The organism is Salinibacter grassmerensis (assembly GCF_947077765.1).
Lineage (GTDB): Bacteria > Bacteroidota > Rhodothermia > Rhodothermales > Salinibacteraceae > Salinibacter > Salinibacter grassmerensis.
In genome coordinates this window covers 120,711-146,542 of record NZ_CAMTTF010000005.1, presented here as the reverse complement: position 1 = coordinate 146,542, position 25,832 = coordinate 120,711, and the positions used below count along the sequence as shown (strand labels likewise).

Genomic DNA, 25,832 nt, shown 5'->3' with positions numbered 1-25,832 from the left:
CATTCTGAGGAGGCTCTCATGTAGATTGTGCGCGGCCCTCGGCCCACATCCTGTTTCTGTAGCTTCTCTTCGATTCTGTGTTGTCGTCGATGAATCTCTCGATCGTTTGGGGTTTCCTCCCCTCCCGTCGCTCGCCTGCTCATTTATCCACGCGTTTGTTGCTCCTTACCGGCGCGGTGTTGGGGGCCGTGCTCGCGGTGCGACCCGCGGCGCCCGCGTTCGGGCAAGAGGCCGCCGATGAGGAGGGCCGCGTCGGCGGTCCAGGGGCGGCCAACTACGAGCTCGCCGAGCGCTTTGCCCCGTACAAGATCGAGGACATGGCCTACGACCTGACCGTCGATCCGCAGTGGATCGAGGGCCGAGAGGGGTTCTGGTACGACTTCGAAACTGCCGAGGGCACGCGCTACTGGATCGTCGACCCCGAGGACGGCACGCAGCGAGAGCTGTTCGACCGTGAGCGCCTGGCGTCCGAGCTCACGCGCATCACGCAGGACCCGTGGGACGCCAAGCACCTGCCCATCGAGAACATCCGCTTCGTCGACGAAAACACCCTTCAGTTCGACGTGACCTCCTCCCAGAAGGTGGAGGACGAGGTCGACGAGCAGCAGCAAGAGCAAGACATAGAGGACGCTGGGGCGGACGAGGAGACCGAGCAGAAGGTCTTCCATTTCGAGTACGACGTCACGACCCAGACGCTTCGTGAGCTCGAGGACTACGAAGAGCCGGATGACCATCCCGGCTGGGCCAATGTCTCCCCGGACGGTGAGACGGTCGTCTTTGCCCGCAACTACGACCTCTGGATGATGTCCGGTGAGGCGTACGAGAAGGTGCTCGATGCCCGCCGGGGTGAGGACGGAGAAGACGCGGAGGAAGCCGTCGAGGAGCTCGACCTCGACGAGACGCGGCTTACCGAGGACGGGGAGAAGTACTACAGCTACGCGGCCAACAACGACGGACGGGGGCAAACGGACCAGGAGAAGCAGGAGGAGCGCGGAGAGCGCAAGGCGGTCGACATCTCCTGGGCGAAGGATTCCCGCCGCTTTGCTCTCGTCCGGTCGGACCTGCGCGATGTCGAGGAGCTGTGGGTCGTGCACTCGACCGGCAACGACCGGCCCGAGCTGGAGACCTTCAAATACCCGATGCCCGGTGAGGACAGCGTCGGGCGCGACGAGCTCTGGGTCTACGACCTGGAGGCACTGGAGAAAACCCGGGTCACGGATACGAGCTGGACCGATCAGAGCCTCTCGATCATCGACGACCGGCAGTTTCGCTATCCCGGCTCCGAGGCGCCGCGCCGCCGGGTGTGGCTCTCGGAGGGATCCGGTGAGCTCTGGTACGAGCGCCACAGTCGCGACCGCACGGAGGCCGATCTGCGCGTGGCCGACGCCGAGACGGGCGAGGTGACGCGGACTGTCGTCGAGGAGCGGTTCAACAAGTACTTCCACACGCAACGCCCCGAACTGCTGTCCGACGGCGACGTGCTCTGGCTGTCCGAGCGGGACGGGTGGTCGCACCTGTACCGCTATGGGCCGGACGGCACGGTGAAGGAGCAGCTCACCGCGGGCGACTGGCACGTCGATGCGGTGGAGGCGATTGACGAGGAGGAGGGCGTCGTCTACGTCTCCGGCAACGGCCGGGAGGACGGGGAGGACCCGTACTACGATCATCTCTACCGGGTTGCGCTGGACGGGTCGGGCGCCGAGCTGGTGAATCCCGGCGACGCCGACCACAGTGTGGCGATGAACGAGTCGGCCCGGTTCTTCGTCGACAACCACAGCCGGGTGGATACGGCGCCCCAGGCCGTCCTCCGAGACGCCAAGGGAGAGGTGGTGACGGAGCTGCAGACGGCCGACCTGAGCAGCCTGAACGAGGCGGGCTGGCAGATGCCGGAGCCCTTTTCGGTGACGGCCGCCGACGGGGTGACGGACCTCCACGGCGTGATGTACAAGCCGTTCGACTTCGATCCGGAGAAGGAGTATCCGGTCATCACCTACGTCTATCCGGGCCCGCAGACGGAGGCGGTGCCGAAGGCCTTTGCCCCGAGCGGGGACGAGGTCGGCCTCGCCCAGCTGGGCTTTATCGTGGTGGTGGCGGGGCACCGGGGCGGCCACCCCGACCGCTCGCGGTGGTACCACACCTACGGCTACGGCAACCTGCGGGACTATCCGCTCGCGGACAAGAAGGCCACGATTGAGCAGCTCGCGGCCCGTCACGACTTCATCGACGGGGATCGTGTGGGCATCTACGGGCACTCCGGCGGCGGCTTTTTGACGACGACATCCCTGCTACAGTATCCGGACGTGTTCGACGTAGGTGTCGCCTCCTCCGGCAACCACGAGAACAACGTGTACAACCGCTGGTGGTCGGAGACGCATCACGGTGTGGAGCCGACCGAGAACGACTCCGGAGAGGTGTCTTTCGACATCTCCGTCGGAAAAAACTCGGAGCTCGCCGGCAACCTGGAGGGCGACCTTCTGCTAACGACGGGCACAATCGATAACAACGTGCACCCGGCCAACACCTACCGGATGGCGAAGGCGCTGATTGAGGCCGGCAAGCGGTTCGACCTCTTCGTCTTCCCCGGCCAGCGGCACGGGTACGGCAGCATGGGCGACTACTGGTTCTGGCTCCGGGCCGAGTACTTCGCCGAACACCTCTTGGGCGACGGGCGAGACCGCCCGAACGTGACGCCCCTTCAGCAAGAAGCACCTGCGAGCGAGCGGCCCTGAGGTTCGGGCCCGGAGGTGCTTCAGGGGTGAATTCCCGGACCCGGACGGATTCTACGTACCCTGACACTACTGAGCGAAGCGCGGTTCGCGGTTCACTGACGAGTTCCCAAGGGACCGCTGATCGGGACCACTTGAGCGAGAGGAACTGGATGTAACCGATCGTTTATCGTACTGCAAGGGACTCTAATCCTCTTGCGGGGAATCCCAACCGCCCTTCTCTGCTCGTCAGTGTGATTCAAGTCTCTTCTAACCATGTTGTACCGTGCGTCCACTCCATACTTTCGGTCACTCTTTCTTGCTGTGTTCATCTTGGGGTTTGGGGGCCTGGGCATGTCCCAAGTGCAAGCGCAGGAGACATCGGAAGAAACCGCGATTCCACTTGAAGAGGGAGCATGGGCCCTTCAGTTTGCGGCGGGGGAGAACCTCACACTTGCCTCCTTGATCGGGTCCACAATCTCGGCCAAGAAACACACATCGGCGGCCCGTGCGTGGCAGTTTGGGCTGGGGGTGAATACGTTCGTGGCATCCGGGCGCAACGAGGGCCGCTCTCGCGACCAGGGAGGCATCGAGATCACCACCCGCTACCTTGCGTATCCCCTGCTTGGAGATCAGGACTCAGAGACCGTCCAGCTTTTCTTGGGGGCCGGTCCTCTGGTTTCATTCGACCTAACCAGCATAGAGGGAACGGACGAGGATAGAACGAGGTGGCAGTGGGGCCTTGGCGCGTCCGGAACCATTGGGGCGGAGTGGTTCGTCCACTCGAGAATTAGCCTTAACGGGACGTACGAAACGTCCCTTCGTTTTCAGCAACATCGGGTGGCGTTTGAGGACCGGGAAGATCAAACAGAAAATTTCTTCCGGTTGAGCTCAGGCCGAGCGCGCCTTGGCGTGTCCGTCTACTTCTGAGTGGCAGGTGACCACTTGTCTGGGAAAAGGTGCACATTCAGTCGGTCTCCTTGGGTTCTAAAGGTCTTTAGATCTGACCAGAGGCGGGAATGTCCCGGGGGGCTTCGTGGATGCGCTTCGCCAGAGTGACTCTGCCCCGAATAGATTTCTTGATCCTGTACCGGACTGATCCCCGAGGGTAGAGCCACTGGGTCCGGGCACTACTGATGCATGAAGGGAAGGCGGGAGACGTGAAATACGGAGCGCGAGCGTCTCCATACGTTCGTCGTCCTCAGAACACCCGCGCTCCCATTTCCCCTCTCCTGGTCCGCTCAGTCGCGAATGTGAGATTGCCGTTGGGGGCTTTCGCCTTCAACACGTGGCCCCTACGTTCACGCCGGTGTTAGTGTCGGAGACCGTCGCGCCCGACCTCCGTCTCGTGCTCTCCCGGTCCAACGTAGCATCTATGTCCGTCTCCGCCGCCGACCTTCCTGGTCTCGATCCGGCCGACGACTTCTCGTTCCGCGACGGCCAGCTCGCCTTTCTCGCCAAGCTCGCGAAGGCGTATCAGGACGGCCGCACCGACCACCTCGGCGTCTTCGTTCCCGGCTACGGCAAGACGCTGACGGCCCTCGCCTCCTTCGCCGTGGCGCGGGCGATGGGCGTGAGCGACAAGCTCGTCGTGTTCGTACCGCGGAGCAACCTGCAGGAGCAGTACGCCGACGCCGACGAGATGGCGCGCATGCTGCGCTGGATCGGGGCGCCGCGCATGCCCTTCTGTGTGGCCGATGCGGACCGCGTGTTCGTCAAGAACCCGGAGATCCCGATCGTCATCGCCACCTACCAGTACGCCTGCGGGCAGTCGGGCAACCGCGACCTGCAGCGCTACTGCAACCAGGGCTCGCCGCTCTTTGTCCTCGACGAGATTCACCACCTCCCGGAGGAGGGCACCTGGTCGCAGGCCGTGGGGCGCCTGTCCTACGACTCGCTCATCGGCCTGTCCGGCACGCCCCTCCGGAGCGACGGCCAGCCCCTCTTCGGGGTGCCGCACGACGTGGTGACGGGCGACGACGGTCGGGAGCGGCTCCACTACCGCGCCCTCCACGAGGTGAGCCTGCGCGACGCCCACGCCGAGGGGCAGATCCTGAAGCGCATCGAGGCGCACGTGATCGACTACACCATTACGATGGTGGAGGAGGACACCGGCGAGGAGGTGGAGGTGAGCCTGGAGGACCTGAAGAGCGAAGTGGGACGGGATACGTCGAACCTCGACCGCTACTTTGCCCGCCGCAGTCTTCGCTTCCACGACGTCTATCTCGACACGCTGTTGGGTCCGGCCGTGGGGCGCCTCCAGAAGAAGCGGGCCGGCCAGATTGGTGCCGGGGATGGACGCAACCACCAGATGCTCGTCACCTGCATGAGCAACCGCCACGCCGCCGACGTGCTCGACTTTATGGAGCGGCGCTACGGCTGGCTTAGCGCCACCCGCATCGGGCAGGACGTGCCGCGCGACGAGCGGGAGGAGCGCCTGGAGGCCTACCGCAACGGCGAGGTGGACGTGATGGTGCAGGTGGACATGATTGGGGAGGGCACCGACATCAAGACCATCAGCGTCATCGCCAAGCTCGACCTCGTGAGTGCCCGTTCCAAGACGCTCCAGCAGATCTTTCGGGGCATGCGCTACTACGACGCGTGGGGGGAGGAGCCCAACGTGTGTGACGTGTTCACGTCCGGTGACCTGGGCCTTTCCGAAACGCTGGCCTGGATGACGCGAGAGGTGCAGGAGGGCCTCCGCCGACGAACGGAGGAGGGCACCTCGCCCGAAAAGTCCGAGCAGACCGACGACCGCTCCGAGTGGGCGCTGACGGGCGTCAACGAGGGCGAGATCGAGACCCACCGGTTGGAGCTCGAAGACAACGGACGGGACTCCAACCTCCAGGTGCAGCGCCAGCCCTTTGAGGAGCCGGACTCCGATACGCTCGACCTCTCGGCGCAGGAGGAAGAGCTCCGCCAAGAATGCTCGGAGCTTGCGACGCAGGTGGCCTACGCCCTGCAGAACCGTGGCATGGACGTTCACATGCGCGACGTGCACGCCAGAGCCAAGGATCGCTTCCGCAAGGCCCAGTCTGACATGAGCCTGAAACTGTTGAAGCGCAAAAAGAAATGGCTCAAGCGGTGCCTTCGGAGCAAGCGGCTGGTGTAGGCCCCGGCCTTGACAAAGACGGTCGGTTTACCCGATCTTAACAAGTGCAGGCAAAAGCCAAAGGCGGCGATACCCGGTCCGCCCACGCCGTGCAACCTCGTCAGTCCCCCGTCCCTTCTCCCGTTCGCCATGAATCGTCGCGTGACGCGTCAGATCCTAATTGCCCTCGGGGTCTTCGCCGGCATCATTCTCCTGTTCGTCGCCATCGCTCAGGTCACCGGATAAGGATGGGGAGCGCCGGGGAGGTCTGTTCACGCACCGGGCGGTTGTAGGTCCCAGAGCCGGTCCCACCGGAAGATGCCGGCGTTGTGACCGTCGTCCCACGTGATGCGGATGCCGACGCTCCCGGCGGGCTCGATTTCGAGATCCGTCCATTGCGGGGGGGCGTCGGACGGTCCGGCGTCGGGGGCGGGCGGATCAATCCGGTCAACTGCATCGCCCTGGCACTCGGCACACGGGCAGGCCGCCCGGAGGCGCGCGAGCGGAAACGTCGAGGTGTGTCCGTCTGACCAGTCCACCGTGAGGGTCTGGGCACTCGTGTCGACCTGGAGCCGGCTCGGCTCGGGCGTGTTCATTTGGGAGGGAACCGATTGCGTGTGGGGAGAAGAGACGGCAGGGCTCAGCGAAATAAAAATGCCGGACCCCTGTAGGGATCCGGCGTAGTATTATCTGACATAACCGACAAACCAACCTCACGGACCGTTCTGGCCGAGAGCGTGACTACTCCTCTTCCTGGAACGGATACACGTCTTGGAGCAGCGCCTGCAGCTTCGTCCGTCCACGGTTGATGCGGCTCTTGACGGTGCCCATCGGCAGGCCCGTAATCTCCGCAATCTCATCGTACGCGAGCTGCTGGATGTCACGCAGCACCACGACCTCACGGAAGGCCGGCGGGATCTCGTTCATGGCCTCCTGAATGTAGTGGTCCTGAATGGTGCTCTCCGCGTGCTTGTCCGGCGAGAACGACTCGTCCGGGATCTCCATCTCGTACTCCTCGTTGTCGCGGTTGACGGACTGGATCGACTGCATGCGCCGCCGCTTCCGCTTCCGGTACTCGGAGCGCGCCAGGTTTCCGGCAATGGTGTAGAGCCACGTCGAAAACTTAGCAATGCGCCGGTAGGAGTGCCGATTCCGGTGGACGCGCAGGAACGTCTCCTGAAGCAGGTCCTCGCACCGCTTTTTGTCACCCAGGAAGCGGTAGAGGTACTGCATCAAACGGTCGGAGTACCGTTCCACGAGGATGTTGAAGGCCTCCACGGTGCCAGCCTGAAACTGGGACATGAGGTCCTCGTCGCTCATCTCCTGAAGGGCCTCATGCTGGTTGAAGGCATTCTTGTCCGACGAGGCGGTCTTTTTGGTGACGACTTCTGCCTTGTCCTTCGCCATGTATGTGGGGGGTTGTTCTGTGTGGGAGGAGTGCCGAGCGTCAAGGAGTGACGTCCTGGAAGATATAATGTGGGAAGGATTCCGCTGAGTCGCAAGCGGAAAATGCCACAAATAAGCTACGTAGCTGCGTGTTCCCAAACGCACGGCGTCGCGTAATTATTGTGCGGCAAAATGCGGTCCAGGCGGGGGTTTTTTGGAAAGCAGCCCCCAAGATTGTGTGAAGGGAGTGCAACTTCCGTCATAACGACAGGAAATAAGGCAGAAAGGGAGCAGTGTGCCCGTCGATTCGTCGGGGCGTCAGGCGGAATTCGAGTGGCAATTCTCTGCTCTGTTCTTCTATTTGCAGCAGCGTTGCGCAAAATATTCAACACATATGTTCTTTGTACACACCCATGTGCGACCTTCCCGTGCGAATCCCCAGTGCCGTTCTCGTTGCAGGAGTGCTTCTTGGTTGGGCATGCCTAGTCCCTGTTACGGTGCAGGCACAAGACGATCCGGCCTCGGAAACAGCCCTTGTCATTCACGGCGGGGCCGGGTCGCTGAGTGCCGACGAGATGAGTGACGACCGGGAGGAGGCGTACCGATCGGCCCTCCATACCGCGCTGCAGGAGGGCAACGCGGTGCTCCGGGACGGTGGCAGCGCGCTTGAGGCCGTCCAAGCCGCCATCACGACCATGGAAACCGACACCCTCTTCAACGCAGCCCGCGGCGCGGTCCTCACGAGTGAGGGCGCAGTGGAGCTTGACGCCGCCATCATGGACGGGGCCACCCGAAATGCCGGGGCCCTCACGGGGGTGCAAACGGTTAAGCATCCGATCCGGCTCGCCCGGTCCATCATGGAGGAGTCCTACCACGTGATGTTCGCGCAGGAGGGGGCTGAGGCATTTGCTGAGCAGCAGGGACTTGATCTCGTGGACAACGACTACTTCATCACAGATGCCCGTCGCTCCGGGGAGGGCAAGGCGCCGGCCGATCCCCCTGAGGCACAAGGGCCGGACGAGAAGTACGGCACGGTGGGGGCCGTTGCGCTCGATGCGGAGGGCAATTTGGCGGCGGGGACCTCCACGGGGGGCATCTCGGACAAGGAGTTCGGGCGCGTAGGTGATTCCCCAATCATTGGGGCCGGGACGTACGCCCACAACGCGTCGTGTGCGGTGTCGGCCACGGGGCAGGGCGAGTTCTTTATTCGCGGCGTGGCGGCCCACAGTGTGGCCTCGCGCATGCGGTTCGGGGATCGTCCGCTCGGCGAGGCGGCACAGCGTACGGTCGACGAGATCGAAGAGCTTGGCGGGGTCGGGGGAGTTATTGCACTTGATCGCGACGGCAACATCGCTACGCCCTTCAGCACCGGCGGCATGTTTCGGGCCTACGTCGATCCGGACGGCAACACGGCGGTCCGCATCTTCGACGCGGCGGCCGACGAGTGAGGTGCGGGGGGCGAACGCTACGGACCTCCGCCTGAATTTCCGGGCGGTCCATTTCCGCCGGGCGGGTCGTCGGGCGGGCCTGTCTCGGGCGGTTTGCCGGTGCCGGGGCCGTTGCCAGGCGGGCCGTTACCGGGGGGGCCGTTCCCGACGCCGGAAGGGGGGCCGCCGCCGGGAAAGGCGCCCTGAAAAAGGCTCTGCAGAACCGATGCGGCGGGGGTCCCGCGCGTGATCGCCTGTGCAGTGCCCTGCGCAAGGGCGTCGACGGGGCGATTGCTGTTCTGGCGGGCACTTCGCAGGGCGGAGGGAAGCTGGCGGAGCGATTCGGGGCTATACCCGGCATCCAGGGCGGCGGTGACCAGTTGCGTGGTCGTTTCCGGCGATGCGCCGTTGCCCGGAAGATCTGGGAGTACGTTGACGGCCGCCGCCACTTCGGTCATCGACACAGGCCGGCGCTCCACCCCGTTCGGAAGCCCCGACAAAAATGACTCGACGTGCCCGGCGGCTACCCCTTGCTGGCGGGCCTCCGCGACTGCGGCGACCAACGAGGCCCGGTCATTTGTTTGAGGATTGGCCTCGGAGGGGGCATCCTCGGTGCCGAGAAGCTGACGCACCTCGTCGCGCCGTGCCCACTGGGTGACGAATTGTCCGGCCTGCTCGGTACGGGTGCGATACTGCTGGAGCACCGGCTGCATGCGGGAGGAGGGAACCTGCTTGGCGAGGCCCTCGAGCGTTTTGGAGAGCAGAGGATCCGTCGGGAGGTCTTGCTTTGCGAGGGCAACGGCCGGCTCCAACAACGCCGCCGCCGCGCCCTCACTCAACCCGGCCTGTCGGGCCCGCTCGGCCACGGTGCGCATTTGTTCGACATTCACCCCGGCGGCGGCCCCCTGTTCGAGGAGGGCCTGCACATCGGTCGGCTGGCCGAGTGCGCCCTGGAGCGGGACACTACCCCCGATCAGGAGGACCAGGAGGGCGGTGCCGAGCCCGGGCCAGAGGCCGCGGAGTGTCTGTATGGGACCGGGAAGGCGGGCCATGGGGCTAGGGAACTGTGCATACGCCGTTCGTGCCGCCGAATGCATCGCTGGCGGTGTCTGCGTAGGAGGGAAGGCTGAGCCACCTCCGTTCGTCGCCGTCGACGATGCGGATCCGGTACGCGTATTCGCCGGACGGCATCGACAAGGTCGTCGTCCAGGTGCCATCGTCGGTCTGCGTGAGGGACGTGCCGGGCAATGCCCATCCGTTGAAGTCACCCGTCACGTGAGGCGTCCCGGGGCCGTCGTAGGGAATTTGGACCTGCACTCCATCTTCGACCGCCCGACAGACGCGGCGGCGTGGAGGCGAGGTAGAGGTTCCGCCCAGTACGCGCTGGGCCCGGAGACGAACCCCAGCCGCGACGTGCGTGTCTGTACTCGACCCGTTGACGAGGCGTGCCGTTGATGCTCGGGCCTGGGCGAAGACCGTGACCGCCGTGCGGGGATGCCACGCCACTTTGAGGCCGCCCCGGCCGAAGCGGGAGCGGGGGGACCTCGTTTCGTACTGCACCTGCTCGACCCCCACTTGGGCCTCCACGGACCACTGGCCGGTGGGCCAGTACACCCCGCGCACAGACACGCCCATTCCCCCGAAGGTGGCCCCCGTGGTGGGGGTCCGTCCATTGCTCCAGTACGCACGTCCTTCCGTGCGAAACCGATCGGTAAGCCAGGACGCCACATTCAGCATGGCAAGCCTGCTGTCCTGACGAGCAGTGGCCCCCTGGTCCGTATCGACGTAGCGTTGGGTGAGGCCGCCACGCGCCGTAACGGTCGTGCTGGATGTGGGCGTCCATTGCACAGAGGGCAGCGCCCACCAGCTCTCCTCCGACGAGCCGAGGCGAAGGCGTGTCCCGCCGCCGCTGGCGCCTACCGACCACGACGGCGACAGGCGGTACCGCGCCTGGGCATGGCCCCGTACGAACTGGGGCATCCCGGCGCGGCGCGGATACAGTCGGGTCCGAACCGTGGCGGCGAGGCGCGTGCGGCGTGCCTCACGCGCAACCCCGACCCGCGGCGTCAAGGCCGCGAGGCCCGGGGTGGAGGACCGGTTGTTCCAGGAGCGAAGCACGGGATCGAGGTAGGTATTGGTTTGGTAGCCGCCGGTCAGGCCGAAGGTGGCGGTGCCGGTCCACTGCTGGGCCGAGCCAGACTGGGGCAGAAGCCCCAGGAGGCACGAAAGTCCGAGAAGAATCCGCCACATGGAATGAGCAACGTCAAATCAGAGAGCGTGCGGCGGCATGGCACGCTAAAGCTTGAGAACCGCGTTCTTCGCGCCGAACCCGTCGTCCTGTTTCACCGGGGCGAGCGGGTCGGTCACCCACCGTTCGCCATTGATGACGAACTGGTACTCGTGTTCGCCGCGAGACACCGGCACCAGGCCGGTCCAGACCGTCTCGCCGTTCACGATGTGTGGGGAGAGCGGAATGGGATTCCAGTCGCTAAAGTCGCCCGCCACGGCCACCGAGTCGGCCGTATCGTTCGTGTAAACGAACCGCGTCAATACGGTCCCCGCCCGCGAAGAGGCGGTCGCAGCGGGCTGGACCGACGCGGACGCCCCCATTCGCGAATTCGGAGAAACGGAGGACGGCCCCGACGGCCAGGCCAACCACCCGATCGCGACGACCAGGGCGAGGGTGGCCACCGTGTGGGCCGGGCGCACGGGGACGGTGATGAGGGGGCGTCTGATGGCCGCCCACCAGTCGCGAAGGCGATGGGCGAGCGGGCGAGGCGAGGCCTCCGCTTCGTCCAGCTGTTCCATCGTGCGCGTCGCGAAGTCCGAGGCCGGCTGTGGGGCCCGAGAGGCGGCCAGGTTCTGCGTCATTTGGAGCTCAAACTGGAGCAGAGAGCGGGCCTCCGGGTCGTCGGCGATGTGGTGCAGGGCCGCCTGGACCTCCTCGTCGGAGAGGTCCCCGTCGATAAACCGGCGGGCGATCGTGTCAGGATCGAGATTTTTCATGATAGGAGGCCAGCAAGGTTCGGAGCTTTTTGCGAGCGCGGTGCACACGCACTTTCAGTGCACTTACGGACACGTCGAGCCGTTTCGACATGGCCTTGTACGTCAGGCCGTCCCGGTACTTGAGTAGGAAGGGGGTCGCGTAGGTCGGCGACAGCTCGTCCAGGGCCTCCCACAACTGATCCCCGAGCTCGTCGGCGATGAGCTGCTCGTCCTGCGCCGCCGTTCCGTTGTCCAGAATGGCGGAGTCCTCCTGGTCCGAGCGGCTGAACGGGTAGGTATCCCGCCGGACGTTCTTGGCGTAGTCGCGCCCACGGTTGAGGGCAATGCCGTAGAGCCACGACGCGAACCGGTCCGGGGCCTGGAGGTCGTCGATCCGGCGGTAGGCCGTGAGAAACACGTCCTGGGCCAGGTCTTCGGCGGCCTCGGGGCCATCGGCGTACTGGTGCGCAAGATCGAACACCATGCCCTCGTACCGCTCGACGAGAACCTGGAAGGCCGACCGGTCCCCGTCCTGTACGCGACGGGCGTACGTGCCGTCCGGGGCGTCGTGGGACATGCGAAACGCGGGTCGGGCGAAACAACAGACGAAAGCGCTCTCTTTCGGCGCACTTGCCGATCATGAGGCCTGGCGCAGAATGTGTGCCACATTCGTCCGTCACGTCATTTTGCGCTCTCGATTGCCCAAATAGAGTATCGCCTGATGCTTTCAGGACCGTGGGCCGGCCGCCACTCCGGCGACCGGCCGCGCGTCGGTCCTTCAAAGGGACAGGCATCCAGGACGAAAACTAATTCTCACCACCGGTGATATCGACGCTTGCCTGGACCGTCGGCTTAAAGTTGTAGTCGCTCGTCTGTCCGGCGCGGCCTCGAGAAACAAAGGATTCTCCGGCGTCGAAGTCCAGGGTGACGTCCACCGTATCCATGGACGTGTCCACGGTCAGCGGCGAGTCGAAGTTGACCTTGATGCCAGTTTGTTCACCACTGGGAATGAAGAGGTTGGCCTGGGCCGTGTCGTCCTGGGTCGTCTCGTACCGTACGTCGAATCTGTCGGGATTGGCCGTCACCAAACGAACCTGGCTGTATGTGCCTGGCTCGATGTCGATCTTCCCCATAAGGGTGTCGACTGCTCCCTCCAGTTGGGTCAGGTCGGCCTCGAAGCTTTTCCCGCTCAGGACCGATAGGTTCACGTCGGTCGAGTCTTCGTTCGTCGTGTCGCCTTCGACAGGGACCCGACCAATGACGGACACGCTGTCGATAATCACGCTTGCTTTCGTAACGTCACCCGGAGCATCCGTCAGGCTCATCTGCAACGTCGTAGATCCATCGTCGGAGGTGGTCTCCATCGAGGTGCCAGCCGAGTCGCACCCGACCAGAAGTCCAACGGCGACGGCGAAGGAAAGCAGAAGGGAGAGGAAAAAACGATTCATGGGATTCAGTCAAATCGTGGAAGAGGGCGCGAATGCACGAAAGCAGCGATTTCGTTCGGGCACTCAGGACCCGGTTGCGTCTCGAACTCGGTCCTGGGCTCCCGGTCGCTGGGTCATTTGCGGACAGTGGACGAGCCTGTCCGGGCAGGGTTACAGGCAAAAGAGGTGAAGAAAACATGTAGAAATGGATTTTCCGCCCCGTAGACAGCCCCCAAACACAAAAAGCCCTCGCCGCCAGGGGCGACGAGGGCAGGAAACTGGGAATCAGCTCGCCCGGGGGCGAGCGAGAGACGGCGGTTAGCTAGGAGGCGACCGCAGGGGCATCCCGCTTCAGCGCTTCCACATGGGTCAGCTCCTCCCAGGGAAAGTCCGCGCGCCCAAAGTGGCCGTACGCGGCGGTTTCCTGGTAGCGAGGCTTCAACAGGTCAAGCCGGTCGATGATGGCGGAGGGGGACAGCTCGAAGTGCTCCCGCACCAGGTCGCAGAGCGCCGTGTCGGGCAGGACGCCAGTGCCGCTCGTCGAGACGTCGATCGACACGGGCTCGGCCACGCCAATGGCGTAGGCGAGCTGCACCTCGGCTTCGTCGCAGAGCTCCGCCGCGACCAGGTTTTTGGCGACGTGTCGGGCGGCGTAGGTGGCGCTCCGGTCCACCTTCGAGGGGTCCTTTCCGCTAAAGGCCCCGCCCCCGTGCGCTCCCTTGCCGCCGTAGGTGTCCACGATAATCTTGCGGCCCGTAAGGCCCGTGTCCCCGTGCGGCCCACCGGTCACGAACCGGCCCGTGGGGTTGACGTGGAGAATGAGGTCGTCGTCCAGAAGCTCGGTGGGAAGGGCGCGGGGGAGAAGCACGTCACGTACATCCTCCCGGATCTTCTTCTGGGGGACTCCCTCGTCGTGCTGGGTGGAGACCACCACGGTGTGCACCCGCCGCGGAGTCATGCGGTCCTCCTTGTACTCGATGGTGACTTGGCTCTTCGAGTCGGGCCGCAGGTAGGGCATCTTGTCCGTCTCCTTGCGGATGTGGGCGAGCTCCTGCACGAGCCGGTGGGAGAACGTGATGGGCATGGGCATCAACTCGTCGGTCTCCCGGCAGGCGTAGCCGAACATGAGGCCCTGGTCGCCAGCGCCCTGCTCCTCCCCGCCGTCGACGCCCTGGCTAATGTCGCCGCTCTGTTCGTGGAGGCTGCTGATGACCCCACATGATTCGGCGTCGAACCGGATGCGAGGGTCGGTGTATCCGATGTCACGGATGACCTCGCGGGCGATTTCCCGCGGTTCCACGCGGGCCGTGGACGTGATCTCGCCGCTAAGCACGACGAGCCCGGACGTCACGAGCGTCTCGGCGGCCACGCGGCTGTTCCGGTCTTCGGCCAGGTGGGCGTCGAGGATGGCGTCCGAAATTTGATCAGCAATCTTGTCGGGGTGGCCCTCCGAGACCGACTCGGAGGTGTAGAGGTAAGCCATGAACAACAATCAGTCCGTGAGAAAGACGCGCCGTCTCGAAAGAGCGGCTCCGCTCCCAGGAAGGAGCAAATGACTACGCTCAAAGCAGAGGAAGGAGGAAAGTTTCGAGAACCAGTCGATAACATAAGCCCCGGGGGTGTGATTGCCAACGCTGGATTGTAAAGACACGCCCAACACGGCCCGCGGTGGGATCGCACGAGTGCGAAGCTTGCATCAAACGTTGCGTCTCCACGGGTCCCATTGTAGTTTAGCGTGGCTGAATACCCCTTGCCCCAGCCCGCCCGAGTTGCATTCGGGCCTCGGTCCTCCCGACGGAGGCTTTCGTTTTTCGGGGCAAGGGACCACGTATTTACTCATCTGCCTACTTTTCACCAACGAACCTGCCAATCATGGCCAGCGACATCGAAGAGACGGTCAAGTCGATCATTGTCGACAAACTGGGCGTTGACGAGGACGACGTGACGTCGGACGCTTCCTTTACCAACGACCTGGGCGCGGACTCGCTCGACACCGTCGAGCTCATCATGGAATTTGAGAAGGAGTTCGACCTGACGATCCCGGACGAGGAGGCCGAAGAGATCGCGACGGTCGGCGACGCCGTGGGGTACCTCGAGGAGAAGGCGTAGTCCCTCTGCTCCTGCGTTCCGGTGGGCTCCGTTCCGGAAGAGCCGGACGGCTCGCCGGACGTTTGTATTTTGGGACACTCGGCCGGGTTGGGTGTGGGCCACGTACACTGTACAGGCAGTCGCAACTACACGAAGATATGGCAGGCACGTCACGTCGCGTCGTCGTTACGGGTATGGGGGCGCTTACCCCTCTCGGGCTCTCGGTGGACGAGTACTGGGACGGGCTCCGGGCGGGGGACAGCGGCGCCGCCACGATCGAGTCCTTCGATCCGGAGGGCCTCCGGGTCACCTTCGCCTGTGAGCTTGATGGCTTCGACCCGGAGGACCACCTCCCGGCCAAGCAGGCCCGGCGTGTCGATCCGTTCAGCCAGTACGCCCTCGTCACAGCGGACCAGGCGGTGGCGGACGCCGGCCTCGACCCCGAGGGGATGTCCCAGGACGAAAAGGATCGCGTCGGGGTTGTCTATGGCACCGGCATCGGGGGCATCAAGACCTTCCGGGACCAGGCGGAGGAGTTCATCGAGGGGGACGAAAAGCGCACATCGCCCTTCTTCATTCCGACGCTGATTCCCGACATCGCGGCCGGCCAAATTGCGATGGCGCACGGCTTTCGGGGGCCCAACCACGCGACGGTGTCGGCCTGTGCCACGGGCAACCACAACATCGGGGAGGCCTACCACATGATTCAGCGGGGCGACATGGACGCCGCCGTCTGTGGGGGCACCGACGCCTGCGTGACGCGGCTCGGCATCGCAGGCTTTGCGAGCATGCGGGCCCTCTCGACGCGCAATGATGACCCGACGCGGGCGTCGCGGCCGTTCGACGCGCACCGGGACGGGTTCGTGATGGGCGAGGGGGCCGGCGCGCTGTTCATCGAAGACCTGGAGCGGGCCAAAGCCCGTGGCGCCAACATCTACGCGGAGATTGAAGGCATTGGCATGTCCGCCGATGCTCATCACTTGACGGCGCCCGACCCGGAGGGCGGTGGCGTGCGTCTCGCGCTCAACCGTGTGCTCGACAATGCCGGCCTTGAGCCGACCGACGTCGACTACATCAACGCCCACGGCACGTCCACCCCCCTTGGCGACGAGGCGGAGACAGAGGCCCTCAAGAAGGTGTTCGGCGACCACGCGTACGATCTGAACGTGTCCTCCACGAAGAGCATGACGGGACACCTCCTCGGGGCCGCGGGCGCCATCGAGGCCATCGCCGTCATCCAGGCCCTCCGGCACAACATGGTCCCGCCGACGATCAACTTTGAGGAGGCCGACCCGGCGTGCGACCTGGACTACACGTTCAACGAGGTCGAGGAGCGGCCCGTGAGCGTGGCCCTGTCCAATGCCTTCGGGTTCGGCGGGCACAACACATCTCTCGCCCTCCGTGCCTACGACGAGTAACGCCCCGGCGTCTAGATTCCTCGTCGGCCCTTACCGGAAGACGATCTCGTCGACCAGTTCCGCCTCGAGCGTGCCGTTGAGGCGCTCGCGCCACTTGCGCCGGTTCATGTGCAGTTCTTGGCGCCAGGCGGCCGAGGTGATCTTCACGTACAGCGTCGAGTCCTTCATCCAGGCCGACTCGGTCACACTGTTGATTTTCTCGCCCGCGAGGCTTGCCCACGTCTCGACGACGCGGGCCTCGTCGACCTCCTCCTGAACGCCCAGTTCGTCGATGACCTCCTTGAGAACCTCTCCGAGGGAACGCGGGCCGTCGGTAGGCATGGGGACGACAAAATAATCAGGGGTGTGCGCGAGTTTATCCCTCCTACGCCGGACGCCTCAGCATGTGCCGGGGCGGCCAAAGCGAGGGCGTTACCTTCGTCCGGTGGTGGGCGGCCCTGTTGTCGTCAGGACTTGTCGCCTACATGATCGGTGTTCTCCCGTGTGCAACCCTGGTCTCTCCGGAATGACCGTCTCCTCTCTTGCTCGTTTGTTCGGGGGCGTCGCCCTCGCTGGGCTCTTGTCTGTAACCGGCCCCGCTGCTGCGCAGTCCGGGCCCCCCGCCCCCATGGACACCGTGGCGGTGGACCTCACGGAAACGATCATCCGTGCCCTGGAAGAGAGCCCGGAGGTGGACCAGCGCCGGGCCCAAAAGCAGTTTGCGACGGCCCGAAGTGAGGAGGCCCGCGCGAATCGGTTCCTCACCGACATCTCCCTGAGTACGGCGCACTCGTTTGCGCCGGGGCTGGACAATGTCCCCGACGACGTTTCGGGGGATCGGCTGTACCTGGAGCCCGGTGTGACCAACGACTGGTCGCCCGGTGCCCTCCGTCCGTTCAGCCGGTTTGAGATTGCGGTCCAGCAGCCCCTCTGGACCGGGGGCGAGCTGTCGGGCTCCATCGAGGCGGCCCGGCGCGGGGTCGACGTGGAGGCCGCTCGTGTGGAGCAGAAGGCCCTAGAGGTGGCGGTCCGGGCGGGCGAGACCTACTACGGCCTGATCCTCACGGAGGCCCTCGACCGCCTTGCCGACCAGACGCAGGAGGTCATCGACCGGGCGAAGCGGGAGATCAACCGCCTGCTCGACGAGGGCGACGAGGGGGTGAGCCAGTCGGACCTCTTCCAGACGCGCCTGACCGAGGAGGAAACCAAGCGCCGCATCGTCGAGATCGAGCAGAATCAGAAGACGGCCCGCGCGGCCCTGCGGCGCCAGCTGTTCCTGTCGGACCGGATGCACGTAGAGCCGGTGGCCGAGGAGCTACAGCCCCTCTCGTTCGCCATCCACCCCGATTCGCTTGACTACTACATCGGGCGGGCACTGCAGAACCGTCCGGAGGTGGAGCAGGCCGAGGCGGGGGTGGAGGCGCGCCGGGCGCTCGTGGACGTGGCCCGGTCCGAGTACTACCCCACGATCGGCGTGCAGGCCACCCTGTCCCAGAGCATCACGCTGCCGGAGCGCCCCAATCCCGACAATGCCTTCGTGGGCGACTCGTTCATGGGGACGGGCACGCGCAGCGGCATCGGCATCCAGCAGAACCTCAACTTCGGGCAGACGCGCGCCCAGGTGGAGCAGGCGGAGGCGGAGCTCGACGCGGTGCAGTACCAGCGCACCGCGGCCGAGCAGCTCGTGCGCTTTGAGGTCGAGGACGCCTACCGCTCGCTCCTCACGGCCAAGGCGGCCGTTGAGTCCCGCGACCGCTCCACCACCATCGCCGGCGAATGGCTCCGGACCGAACAGGTTAACTTCGACCTCGACCTAGGCAACACCGAGGATCTGGTGAAGGCGGTGCGGGCCGACCTGCAGGCGCAGGCACAGTATCTCCAGGCGGTGCGTCGGTACAACGTGGCCGTGCTCGATCTCCTGCGCGCCACCGGCACGCTCGCCGACCGGGCGCGGAGCGGTACGCTTCTTGATACCATGGATGCCCAGGAGTAGGCAGGGCCGGGTTCGCGCGCGAGATGCGCGACGGCCCGTCGGAAAACGCGACCGATTGTCCCCCCGCTCCGAACACGCACAGATTTTCGCTGAACAGTTCTATTCATCATTGACACTACCCCAATGACTCGTCTTCGCCGATCTCTCTCCGTCATGCTCACTGCGCTTCTGCTCCTGAGCGGGGGCGCATCCACCGCGTTCGGGCAGGGCGAAAGCGCCACAGCGGCCGAGATCCGGCAAATGCTGGAGCAACGAGACCAGGAGATCAAGTCCATTCTCGGCGAGGCGGACGACTACACCGCCGAGCAGCGCGCCCAGCTGAAGGAGCTGGTCAACGGCGTGATCGACTTTCGGGTGATGGGCCAGCGGGCCCTGGGGCCGCACTGGGAGGACCTAGGGGAGGAGCAGCGGGACGAGTTCGTCTCCGTCTTCCGCGAGGTGGTGCGCGCGCAGTCCATGAGCGACCTCGGGGTGTACAGTTCTGCGGTCACCTACGACCAGATCGACGTACAGCGCGACAGTGCCTTCGCGCGTACCCAGACGAAGTACGAAGGCCGCACCACGCCCGTCGAGTACGTCCTGGAACGCCGCGGGGAGGAGTGGCGGGCCGAGGACATTATCATCGACGGGGTGAGCACCGTGGAGGGCTACGCCCGCTCGTTCCAGACGGTCGTTCGGAAGCGGGGCTTCGACTCCCTCATGAAAAGCCTCCGCAAGAAGCGGGACGAGGTGACCGGCCCGTCCGAGGCCGGGCGCTAGCCCCAACGCCCCCGAGAGCCACGCCGGGCGCAGCGACGACGTTCGTGCCGCGTGCGGCGTGGCTCTGTGTAGAGGCTACGCGTCGGCACTCTCGTTTCCGTTGAGGGTCTGGTCAATCCGGGCGAGCACGTCCTGCAGGTGCATCTCGGTCGTTTCGTCGGTCGTGCGGCGGAGGCCCTGCTGGACGTCTTCCCGCAGCGTCTTGAGCTCAGCCCGGACGTACGGCCGGATGTCCGACTGGCTTACGTTGACCGGCGTATAGTCGATGTACTGCCGGTACTCCGGCGGCGGGGCGTCCACCTCCGCCGTCATCAGGTAGTCCAGCCGCTCCAGGTAGCCCCGCTGCAGGTTGCGCCGATACGGGTCGATGGCCGTGCCGGACTCCAGCTCGGCCCAGACGCCGCCCCGCAGGTCCCCAAACAGGTCGCCCACGCTGTACACGTCGTCTTCGCTCATCGCCTCCGCTTCCAGCATGCGGGCCATGCGCTCCGGGTCGAGCACGCCCTCGAGGACGCTCACCTGCGCCCCACGCACGCGCTCCAGCGCCCCGGCGTGCTCGATGCGGCGCAGCACGTCGGCCTCGACCATCCAGGTCGGCGTCTCGAACGCGTGGTCGAGGAGGAAGTCCACCGCCTGCTCCTGATCTGAGGCCGGAACCGGCTCGTATACCGGGCCCTCCTGGTCGTAGGTCTTTGGCGTCTCGTGCACGCCGCCGAGGTGCTGACTGACGTGGCCCATGTAGCGCTGCCACTGGTTTACCACCGCGCCGTATAGCTCCTCAAGGGTCCCGTAGCCCTCTCCGTCTTCACTGGTCCAGGTGACGAGGTTGGGGAGGATGCGCTTCAGGTTCGCGATGCCGAGCCGACTGGCCTCCATCGCGTTGCGTCCCAGGTCCTCGGACTGCGAGCGCGGGTCGATTGAGCCGGACGCCCCGAAGAAGTAGCGCGGGTCGTCGGCCCGCTCCACGATCATCTCGTCGAGCGTCTGGGCCTGCTGCTCCGGCGAGCCGCTGGGGCGGCGCGTGTATCCCCACTGCACGGACCACTCGTCGTAGGGGCCAATCTGGGGCATGAAGTTGTCGACGCCGTCGCCCGGCTGGGCCACATAGTTGAACCGGGCGTAGTCCATGATGGAGGGGGCGGTGCCGTGGTCTTCCGTGTAGGAGGGCGAGCGAAGAGAGTCGACTGGGACGGCGTTGCTGGAGCCCATGTTGTGGGGCAGCCCCAGCGTGTGCCCCACCTCGTGGGCGGCGACGAAGCGAATGAGCTCCCCCATCACCTCCGTCGAGAAGACCGGCTTTCGGGCCTCCGGATTGACCGCCGCGGTCTGGACGAAGTACCAGTTGCGCAGCAGGTTCATCACGTTGTGGTACCAGCCGATGTCGCTCTCTAGGATCTCGCCGGAGCGAGGGTCGTGGACATGCGGGCCGTAGGCGTTCTGGGTCTCCGAGGCGAAATAGCGGATCGTCGAGTAGCGAATGTCGTCCGCGTCGAAGGTGGAGTCCTCCCCTGGGCTCGGCGGGTCTTTGGCAATAATCGCGTTCTTGAAGCCGGCCTCGCGGAAGGTAGACCGCCAATCTTCGACGCCCTGCTTGAGGTAGGGGCGCCACTTCTCGGGGGTGGCCGGATCGATGTAGTACACGATCGGGTCCTTCGGCTCGACGAGCTCGCCCCGGGCGTACGCCTCCGGGTCTTCCGGTTCCAGTCGCCAGCGCGTGATGAAGCACTCCTCGGTCGCCCGCTGCTCGTCGGAGCTGTAGTTGACCTGTTCGACGCTGAAGTATCCCACCCGGTCGTCACAGAGACGGGGTTGCATCGGCTCCTCCGGCAGCAGCACCATCGAGTGGTTCATCTCCACCGTCAAGGTTTTCGTCGAGGCGTTGGACGGGGGATTTTCGGCCTGGTACGTCAGGACGGTCTCGATGTCCGTGTTCTGCGGAAAGCTCTCGACGTCCTTGATGTAGGTCCGGTCCCCGTCGAGCCGGCGGACCCGGTATTCCTCCCGCGCCGCGCTCGGAATCCCTATGGAGGGCACGTCGGAGGTGAAGAGGTCCGTCACCTCCGCGACGACGCCGGTCGAGTCCTCGTTGTGGGCCTCGATGGAGAAGGACTGGATGATGGGCTCCAGGTTGGAGTTCTGCACGGCCCGGTAGACGGGGTCGTCCTCCTCGGCCGTCTCTTCGTGGCTGACCACGCGGAGGTACAACTGGTCGCCGCGCCGCTGCCAGCGAAGCACCCGTGTGCCGGTTTTCTCGCCGCCATACCCGAAGCCGTCGGGCGTCCGGGCGGCGCGGGAGACCATCAGCAATTCCTGCCCGATGAGCGAGTCGGGGAGCTCGACGTACAGCTTGCCGTCGAAGCGGTGCGTCGTAAGCAGGCCGGAGTCGGTCCGGGCCGTGTCGGGGATGACGTCGCCGAAGGGCTTGAGGCCGTCCCCGCCCGTCTTGTTTTGGGCGGACGACTGGGCCTGCTCAGCGCTATCCGGGGTGGGCGCCGTCGTGGACTGAGAGCTCGCGCAGCCTACGAAGAGGCCGGCCAGCAGGAGCGCGGCGATGAGCAGCGGGCCGCGGGTGGAGGACATTGAGGGCATAGCAGTACAGGCGAGGAGGACATGCAGAGAAGAATGGAGACAGTTGCCCGAAGACGTAGGCACGGTTGCTCGTCGAAAAGCAATTTGAACTAATCACATAAAGCAAATCTCGGTGGACGAACGCAAACGCCAGGCGGCGGACTGCCGTGAATCGCACGCGGGAGGGATGAGTGGGAACGGTTGCCGTGTTGGGCGGGGCGAAGAGGGGGGAGGGGAAAGAAAAAGCGCTCGTGAAGCACGCTCGTAGAAAGCCCTTTCAAGTCGACCAAAACCGAACCCGGCCCCACAGACGGAGTTTGGAAAATCTGTTGCCGCCCACAGGCACGGGTCCCAGCCCCCTTTCCCTGATTCCTCCGGTCCCATGGCTCTCTCGTGCGATGCCATCATTTTTGATCTCGACGGCGTCCTTATCGACTCCGACGCGGTGATCAAGCGGCGCTGGAAGCGCTGGGCGGAGGATCGAGGCATTCCGTTCGAGGAGGTCGAGGCCGTCAACACGGGGCGTCCGGCGATTGAGGTGATTGAAGAAGTGGCCCCCCACCTCGACCCCGAGACTGAGATCGACCGGCTGGGGGACGAGATGGCCACCGATACGGAGGGACTGGAGGCGTTCGACGGGGCGAAGGCGCTCCTCAACCGTCTGCCCCAAGACCGGTGGGCCATTGCCACCAGTGGGCGCCACCACACGGCCACCTCGCGGATGGCGCACGTCAGGCTTCCGGAGCCGAAGGTGCTTGTGACGGCCGACGACGTGGACCAGGGCAAGCCGGATCCCGAGCCGTATCAGCAGGCCGCCGATCGGCTCGGGGTGGGGCCCGATCGGGCGGTCGTCCTCGAAGATGCCCCGGCGGGTGTAGAATCGGCCCGTCGAGCCGGCGCGTTGGTCCTGGGGGTAGCAACCTCAACCTCCCCCAGTGCCCTTGCGGAGGCCACGGCGGTGATCCCGCACGTCAGTGCGCTTGACGTGCGTACGGAGGAAGCCGGGCTCCAGGTGGATTGGGAGTCCAGGGAGGAGGCGTGAGGAGGTGAGTCATCCTCCTGCTTTGGGCGAGAACGTGGCGGGCGGCCACAGGGGGGCGTCCCAATCCGAAACGGCTCGTCCGGCGGAGGGCCGTCCTCGTCCCATTCCGTAGCTCGGGCACGGGACGGGACGTGTCGTTGCTGGAAGCGTGTGGAGGACACGTGTCCCGAAACCCGCCGCTCGGCCCGTGGCTACAAGCCCTGCGGCAGATGTTTGAACGGGTGCCCCTGGACGCGAATGCCGGACCTTCCGATCAACGACGTACTGCCGGACCTGACGGCCGCGCTTCGCGAGCGGACGGAGGCGGTGCTGCAGGCCCCGACGGGGGCGGGCAAGACGACCCGCGTGCCGCTGGCCCTGCTGGGAGAGGAGTGGCTTGGCGGCGATCGTCTCCTCATGCTGGAGCCGCGGCGGCTGGCGGCCCGCTCCGCCGCGCAGTACATGGCGAAGCAGCTCGGCGAGGACGCCGGTGAGACGGTGGGCTACCGGGTGCGCATGGACACACAGGTGAGCAGCCGTACCCGGATCGAGGTCGTCACGGAGGGCGTGCTCACGCGCATGCTGCAGGACGATCCCGCCTTGGAGGGCGTAGGGGCGGTGCTGTTGGACGAGTTCCACGAGCGCAACCTGCAGGCCGACCTCGGGCTCGCCCTCACGCTGCAGGCGCGCGAGGTCTTCCGGCCCGACCTGCGGGTGCTTGTCATGAGCGCCACGCTCGACACCGGGCCCATCGCGGGGCTCGTGGACGATGCCCCCCTCATCCAGAGCGAAGGCCGCAGCTACCCGGTGGACGTGCACCACGCCGATCAACCACTCAGCCCGGGGGATCGCATTGCGCCCCCCGTGGCGGCGACGGTCCAGGAGGTGCTCCGCGACACCGAGGGGGATGTGCTCGTCTTCCTGCCCGGAGCGGGAGAAATTCGGCGCACCGAATCGCGGCTGGAGGGCGATGTGCCTGGCGACGTGACGCTGCATCCCCTCTTTGGCAACCTGCCCCCGGCCGAGCAGGACGCGGCCATCGCGCCGAGCCCGGACGGCGAGCGCAAGGTCGTCCTGGCCACCGACATCGCCGAGACGAGCCTCACCATCGAGGGCGTCCGCGTGGTGGTGGACAGCGGCCTCCGCCGCGCCCCGCGGTTCGACGCCACGACCGGCATGACGCGCTTAGAGACAGTCCGCGTCTCGCAGGCCTCCGCCGACCAGCGTGCGGGCCGGGCCGGACGCGTGGCGCCCGGCACGTGCCACCGGCTCTGGACGAGGCGCACGCAGCACCACCTCGATCCGCACACCGCGCCGGAGATCGAGAACGCCGACCTCGCGCCCCTCGCCCTCGAGCTGGCGATGTGGGGCACGCCCGACCCGTCGGCGCTCCGCTGGCTCGACCCGCCCCCCGACGACACCTACCAGCAGGCACAAGACCTCCTGCGGCGCCTCGGGGCCGTCGATGGCGACGGCGCGATTACCGACCACGGCCGCGAAATGGCCGACCTCGGGCTGCATCCCCGCCTCGCCCACATGCTTCTCAACGCTCAGGCCCTGGGCCACGGGCCCGTGGCGTGCGACCTGGCGGCCCTGCTCAGCGAGCGCGACATCTTTAAGGGACAGGGCGAGGCGCCGGACATAGATCTCCGGTTGCGCCTGGAGGCGCTCCACCGCCTGCGCCGCGGGGAACGGCCCACCCCGAGCCACGCCCGAAGCTACGTGGTCCCCTACGGCGCCGTCGGCCATGTCCGCAAGGTGGCCGACCACTGGCGGGCCAAGCTGGGGGTCGACCGGGAGACGGAGGGCGACGTGGAAGTGGCGGGCCTGCTGACGGCCTTCGCCTACCCGGACCGTCTTGCGCAGCGGCGCGAGGGGCAGAGCGGACGCTTCCGGCTCCGCACCGGCCGCGCCGCCAAGCTGCCACGGCCCCAACTGCTGTCGGACGCCGATCACCTGGTGGCGGCCCACGTGGACGCCCGACGGCAGGAAAACCGCATCTTCCTAGCCGCGCCCCTCTCCGAAGACGAGATCGTCGACTACTTTGGTGAGCAGATCGAGACCGAAACGAGGGTGGCGTGGGACGCGACGCGGGAGCGAGTGCGGGCCCGCCGCCGCGAGCAGCTTGGCGCCCTTACGCTCACGGAGGGACCCGTTGAGGACCCCGATCCCACGGCGGTGGCCGAGGCGCTGGTGGATGGCATTCGGGAGGCAGGTCTGGACCTGCTGCCGTGGACCGACCACGCCCGTCAGCTCCAGCACCGCATTCAGTTTCTGCATCACCATCTGGGAGACGACTGGCCCGACGTGCGCGACGCGCCGCTGCTCGATACGCTGGGGGACTGGCTCCTGCCCCACCTGTACGGCATGAGGCGGGCCGACGACCTCCAGCAGCTCAACCTCCCTCAGATTCTGCGTGACCAGCTCTCCTACGACCAGCGCGACCGCCTGACGGCGTGGGCCCCCACCCACGTTACGGTGCCCAGCGGGTACGACCGGTCCATCGACTACTCTACCCCCGAGGCGCCCGTCCTCGCCGTGCGTGTCCAAGAACTGTTCGGGCTCACCGAGACGCCGCGCATCGCCAGCGGGCGTGTGCCCTTGACGCTTCACCTCTTGTCACCAGCCCAGCGCCCGGTCCAAATCACGCAGGACCTCGAAGGCTTCTGGCGAGGCACCTACCACGACGTGCGGAAAGACATGCGGGGGCGCTACCCAAAGCACTACTGGCCCGAGGACCCGATCAACGCCCCCGCGACCCACACCACGAAGGCGCGGATGGACGCGGACGTGTAGCGGAGCGACGCCCAGGTCTGTCTGACGGTTGCGTTTGCCCCCAAAGAGAATTGTAGTGGCTCGGTGGTCGAGACAGAGATGATGTCCCCGCGTTGCAATCGACGGAGAAAAAGACAAGACGAAGGAACCCTTTTCACTCGTCCCCGCATGAGGGCCGTGGCGCCGCCTACGCATCCCCGTCGGTCACTC

The 25,832-nt window shown here is 65.7% G+C and carries 20 protein-coding genes; 10 read left to right on the top strand and 10 right to left on the bottom strand.

The genetic code is table 11. The annotated features are described in order from the left end of the window. The first annotated feature begins 155 nt into the window (after nucleotides 1-155). The 3 genes from OJB03_RS12070 (at nucleotide 156) to OJB03_RS12060 (ending at nucleotide 5,817) form a co-directional block, all read left to right on the top strand. Nucleotides 156-2,729: a S9 family peptidase gene (locus tag OJB03_RS12070; protein WP_263787799.1), complete on the top strand. Its 2,574-nt coding sequence runs from the start codon at nucleotides 156-158 to the stop codon at nucleotides 2,727-2,729. Between the two features lie 330 nt (nucleotides 2,730-3,059). Then, nucleotides 3,060-3,635, top strand: a complete 576-nt coding sequence (locus OJB03_RS12065; RefSeq protein WP_263787797.1) for a hypothetical protein — start codon at nucleotides 3,060-3,062, stop codon at nucleotides 3,633-3,635. 445 nt (nucleotides 3,636-4,080) lie between these two features. Then, nucleotides 4,081-5,817: a DEAD/DEAH box helicase gene (locus tag OJB03_RS12060; RefSeq protein ID WP_263787795.1), complete on the top strand. Its 1,737-nt coding sequence runs from the start codon at nucleotides 4,081-4,083 to the stop codon at nucleotides 5,815-5,817. Nucleotides 5,818-6,068: 251 nt separating this feature from the next. On the opposite strand, the gene OJB03_RS12055 is transcribed toward OJB03_RS12060, so the two are convergent. Together OJB03_RS12055 and OJB03_RS12050 are read right to left on the bottom strand one after the other, a co-directional pair. Next, nucleotides 6,069-6,392: a DUF971 domain-containing protein gene (locus OJB03_RS12055; RefSeq protein WP_263787793.1), complete on the bottom strand. Its 324-nt coding sequence runs from the start codon at nucleotides 6,390-6,392 to the stop codon at nucleotides 6,069-6,071. A gap of 145 nt (nucleotides 6,393-6,537) precedes the next feature. Then, nucleotides 6,538-7,203 (bottom strand): RNA polymerase sigma factor, encoded by a 666-nt coding sequence (locus tag OJB03_RS12050; RefSeq protein WP_263787791.1) that lies wholly within the window; start codon nucleotides 7,201-7,203, stop codon nucleotides 6,538-6,540. 476 nt (nucleotides 7,204-7,679) lie between these two features. On the opposite strand from OJB03_RS12050, the gene OJB03_RS12045 reads away from it, so the two are divergent. Continuing rightward, on the top strand, nucleotides 7,680-8,630 hold the full coding sequence (locus tag OJB03_RS12045; RefSeq protein ID WP_263787789.1) for an isoaspartyl peptidase/L-asparaginase family protein: 951 nt from the start codon (nucleotides 7,680-7,682) through the stop codon (nucleotides 8,628-8,630). 17 nt (nucleotides 8,631-8,647) lie between these two features. On the opposite strand, the gene OJB03_RS12040 is transcribed toward OJB03_RS12045, so the two are convergent. From OJB03_RS12040 to metK, 6 genes are all read right to left on the bottom strand, one after another. Further along, nucleotides 8,648-9,661, bottom strand: coding sequence for a hypothetical protein (locus tag OJB03_RS12040; protein WP_263787788.1), 1,014 nt, complete (start codon nucleotides 9,659-9,661; stop codon nucleotides 8,648-8,650). Between the two features lie 4 nt (nucleotides 9,662-9,665). Further along, a complete protein-coding gene (locus OJB03_RS12035) occupies nucleotides 9,666-10,859 on the bottom strand; it encodes a glycogen-binding domain-containing protein (RefSeq protein ID WP_263787785.1) in 1,194 nt (397 codons plus the stop codon). Between the two features lie 45 nt (nucleotides 10,860-10,904). Then, nucleotides 10,905-11,615 (bottom strand): hypothetical protein, encoded by a 711-nt coding sequence (locus OJB03_RS12030; RefSeq protein ID WP_263787783.1) that lies wholly within the window; start codon nucleotides 11,613-11,615, stop codon nucleotides 10,905-10,907. Then, on the bottom strand, nucleotides 11,596-12,171 hold the full coding sequence (locus OJB03_RS12025) for an RNA polymerase sigma factor (protein ID WP_263787781.1): 576 nt from the start codon (nucleotides 12,169-12,171) through the stop codon (nucleotides 11,596-11,598). The genes OJB03_RS12030 and OJB03_RS12025 overlap by 20 nt, the downstream gene beginning before the upstream one ends. A gap of 229 nt (nucleotides 12,172-12,400) precedes the next feature. Then, a complete protein-coding gene (locus OJB03_RS12020; protein WP_263787779.1) occupies nucleotides 12,401-13,042 on the bottom strand; it encodes a DUF4382 domain-containing protein in 642 nt (213 codons plus the stop codon). A gap of 301 nt (nucleotides 13,043-13,343) precedes the next feature. Then, entirely contained in the window at nucleotides 13,344-14,504 is a 1,161-nt protein-coding gene (metK, locus tag OJB03_RS12015; protein ID WP_263787777.1) for a methionine adenosyltransferase, read from the bottom strand. A 389-nt stretch (nucleotides 14,505-14,893) separates the two neighbouring features. Here metK and OJB03_RS12010 point away from each other — a divergent pair, with 389 nt between their 5' ends. Together OJB03_RS12010 and fabF are read left to right on the top strand one after the other, a co-directional pair. Next, a complete protein-coding gene (locus OJB03_RS12010) occupies nucleotides 14,894-15,130 on the top strand; it encodes an acyl carrier protein (RefSeq protein ID WP_011405458.1) in 237 nt (78 codons plus the stop codon). Between the two features lie 137 nt (nucleotides 15,131-15,267). Then, nucleotides 15,268-16,527: a beta-ketoacyl-ACP synthase II gene (gene fabF, locus OJB03_RS12005; RefSeq protein WP_263787773.1), complete on the top strand. Its 1,260-nt coding sequence runs from the start codon at nucleotides 15,268-15,270 to the stop codon at nucleotides 16,525-16,527. A 30-nt stretch (nucleotides 16,528-16,557) separates the two neighbouring features. Here the strand turns inward: fabF and OJB03_RS12000 are convergent, their stop codons facing one another. Continuing rightward, the gene (locus OJB03_RS12000; protein ID WP_263787772.1) at nucleotides 16,558-16,848 is read right to left on the bottom strand and encodes a DciA family protein; all 291 of its coding nucleotides are present in this window, start codon (nucleotides 16,846-16,848) and stop codon (nucleotides 16,558-16,560) included. Nucleotides 16,849-17,032: 184 nt separating this feature from the next. On the opposite strand from OJB03_RS12000, the gene OJB03_RS11995 reads away from it, so the two are divergent. Together OJB03_RS11995 and OJB03_RS11990 are read left to right on the top strand one after the other, a co-directional pair. Then, nucleotides 17,033-18,499: a TolC family protein gene (locus tag OJB03_RS11995; RefSeq protein ID WP_263787769.1), complete on the top strand. Its 1,467-nt coding sequence runs from the start codon at nucleotides 17,033-17,035 to the stop codon at nucleotides 18,497-18,499. A 123-nt stretch (nucleotides 18,500-18,622) separates the two neighbouring features. Then, complete coding sequence (locus OJB03_RS11990) at nucleotides 18,623-19,258, top strand: MlaC/ttg2D family ABC transporter substrate-binding protein (RefSeq protein ID WP_263787768.1); 636 nt, start codon at nucleotides 18,623-18,625, stop codon at nucleotides 19,256-19,258. Between the two features lie 75 nt (nucleotides 19,259-19,333). Here OJB03_RS11990 and OJB03_RS11985 read toward each other — a convergent pair whose 3' ends face one another. Beyond that, nucleotides 19,334-21,847, bottom strand: coding sequence for a zinc-dependent metalloprotease (locus tag OJB03_RS11985; protein ID WP_263787766.1), 2,514 nt, complete (start codon nucleotides 21,845-21,847; stop codon nucleotides 19,334-19,336). Nucleotides 21,848-22,208: 361 nt separating this feature from the next. Here OJB03_RS11985 and OJB03_RS11980 point away from each other — a divergent pair, with 361 nt between their 5' ends. Both OJB03_RS11980 and hrpB read left to right on the top strand, forming a co-directional pair. Next, on the top strand, nucleotides 22,209-22,868 hold the full coding sequence (locus OJB03_RS11980) for an HAD family hydrolase (RefSeq protein WP_263787764.1): 660 nt from the start codon (nucleotides 22,209-22,211) through the stop codon (nucleotides 22,866-22,868). 237 nt (nucleotides 22,869-23,105) lie between these two features. Beyond that, nucleotides 23,106-25,643 (top strand): ATP-dependent helicase HrpB, encoded by a 2,538-nt coding sequence (gene hrpB / locus OJB03_RS11975; protein WP_263787762.1) that lies wholly within the window; start codon nucleotides 23,106-23,108, stop codon nucleotides 25,641-25,643. The last annotated feature ends 189 nt before the right edge of the window (nucleotides 25,644-25,832 follow it).

Bases quoted from the DNA above. Each gene is read 5' to 3' on its own strand.
- OJB03_RS12065 (WP_263787797.1), top strand. From the start codon at position 3,060: ATGTCCCAAGTGCAAGCGCAGGAGACATCGGAAGAAACCGCGATTCCA.
- OJB03_RS12060 (WP_263787795.1), top strand. From the start codon at position 4,081: ATGTCCGTCTCCGCCGCCGACCTTCCTGGTCTCGATCCGGCCGACGAC.
- OJB03_RS12055 (WP_263787793.1), bottom strand. From the start codon at position 6,392: ATGAACACGCCCGAGCCGAGCCGGCTCCAGGTCGACACGAGTGCCCAG.
- OJB03_RS12050 (WP_263787791.1), bottom strand. From the start codon at position 7,203: ATGGCGAAGGACAAGGCAGAAGTCGTCACCAAAAAGACCGCCTCGTCG.
- OJB03_RS12040 (WP_263787788.1), bottom strand. From the start codon at position 9,661: ATGGCCCGCCTTCCCGGTCCCATACAGACACTCCGCGGCCTCTGGCCC.
- OJB03_RS12035 (WP_263787785.1), bottom strand. From the start codon at position 10,859: ATGTGGCGGATTCTTCTCGGACTTTCGTGCCTCCTGGGGCTTCTGCCC.
- OJB03_RS12030 (WP_263787783.1), bottom strand. From the start codon at position 11,615: ATGAAAAATCTCGATCCTGACACGATCGCCCGCCGGTTTATCGACGGG.
- OJB03_RS12025 (WP_263787781.1), bottom strand. From the start codon at position 12,171: ATGTCCCACGACGCCCCGGACGGCACGTACGCCCGTCGCGTACAGGAC.
- OJB03_RS12020 (WP_263787779.1), bottom strand. From the start codon at position 13,042: ATGAATCGTTTTTTCCTCTCCCTTCTGCTTTCCTTCGCCGTCGCCGTT.
- metK (WP_263787777.1), bottom strand. From the start codon at position 14,504: ATGGCTTACCTCTACACCTCCGAGTCGGTCTCGGAGGGCCACCCCGAC.
- OJB03_RS12010 (WP_011405458.1), top strand. From the start codon at position 14,894: ATGGCCAGCGACATCGAAGAGACGGTCAAGTCGATCATTGTCGACAAA.
- fabF (WP_263787773.1), top strand. From the start codon at position 15,268: ATGGCAGGCACGTCACGTCGCGTCGTCGTTACGGGTATGGGGGCGCTT.
- OJB03_RS12000 (WP_263787772.1), bottom strand. From the start codon at position 16,848: ATGCCTACCGACGGCCCGCGTTCCCTCGGAGAGGTTCTCAAGGAGGTC.
- OJB03_RS11995 (WP_263787769.1), top strand. From the start codon at position 17,033: ATGACCGTCTCCTCTCTTGCTCGTTTGTTCGGGGGCGTCGCCCTCGCT.
- OJB03_RS11990 (WP_263787768.1), top strand. From the start codon at position 18,623: ATGACTCGTCTTCGCCGATCTCTCTCCGTCATGCTCACTGCGCTTCTG.
- OJB03_RS11985 (WP_263787766.1), bottom strand. From the start codon at position 21,847: ATGCCCTCAATGTCCTCCACCCGCGGCCCGCTGCTCATCGCCGCGCTC.
- OJB03_RS11980 (WP_263787764.1), top strand. From the start codon at position 22,209: ATGGCTCTCTCGTGCGATGCCATCATTTTTGATCTCGACGGCGTCCTT.
- hrpB (WP_263787762.1), top strand. From the start codon at position 23,106: ATGCCGGACCTTCCGATCAACGACGTACTGCCGGACCTGACGGCCGCG.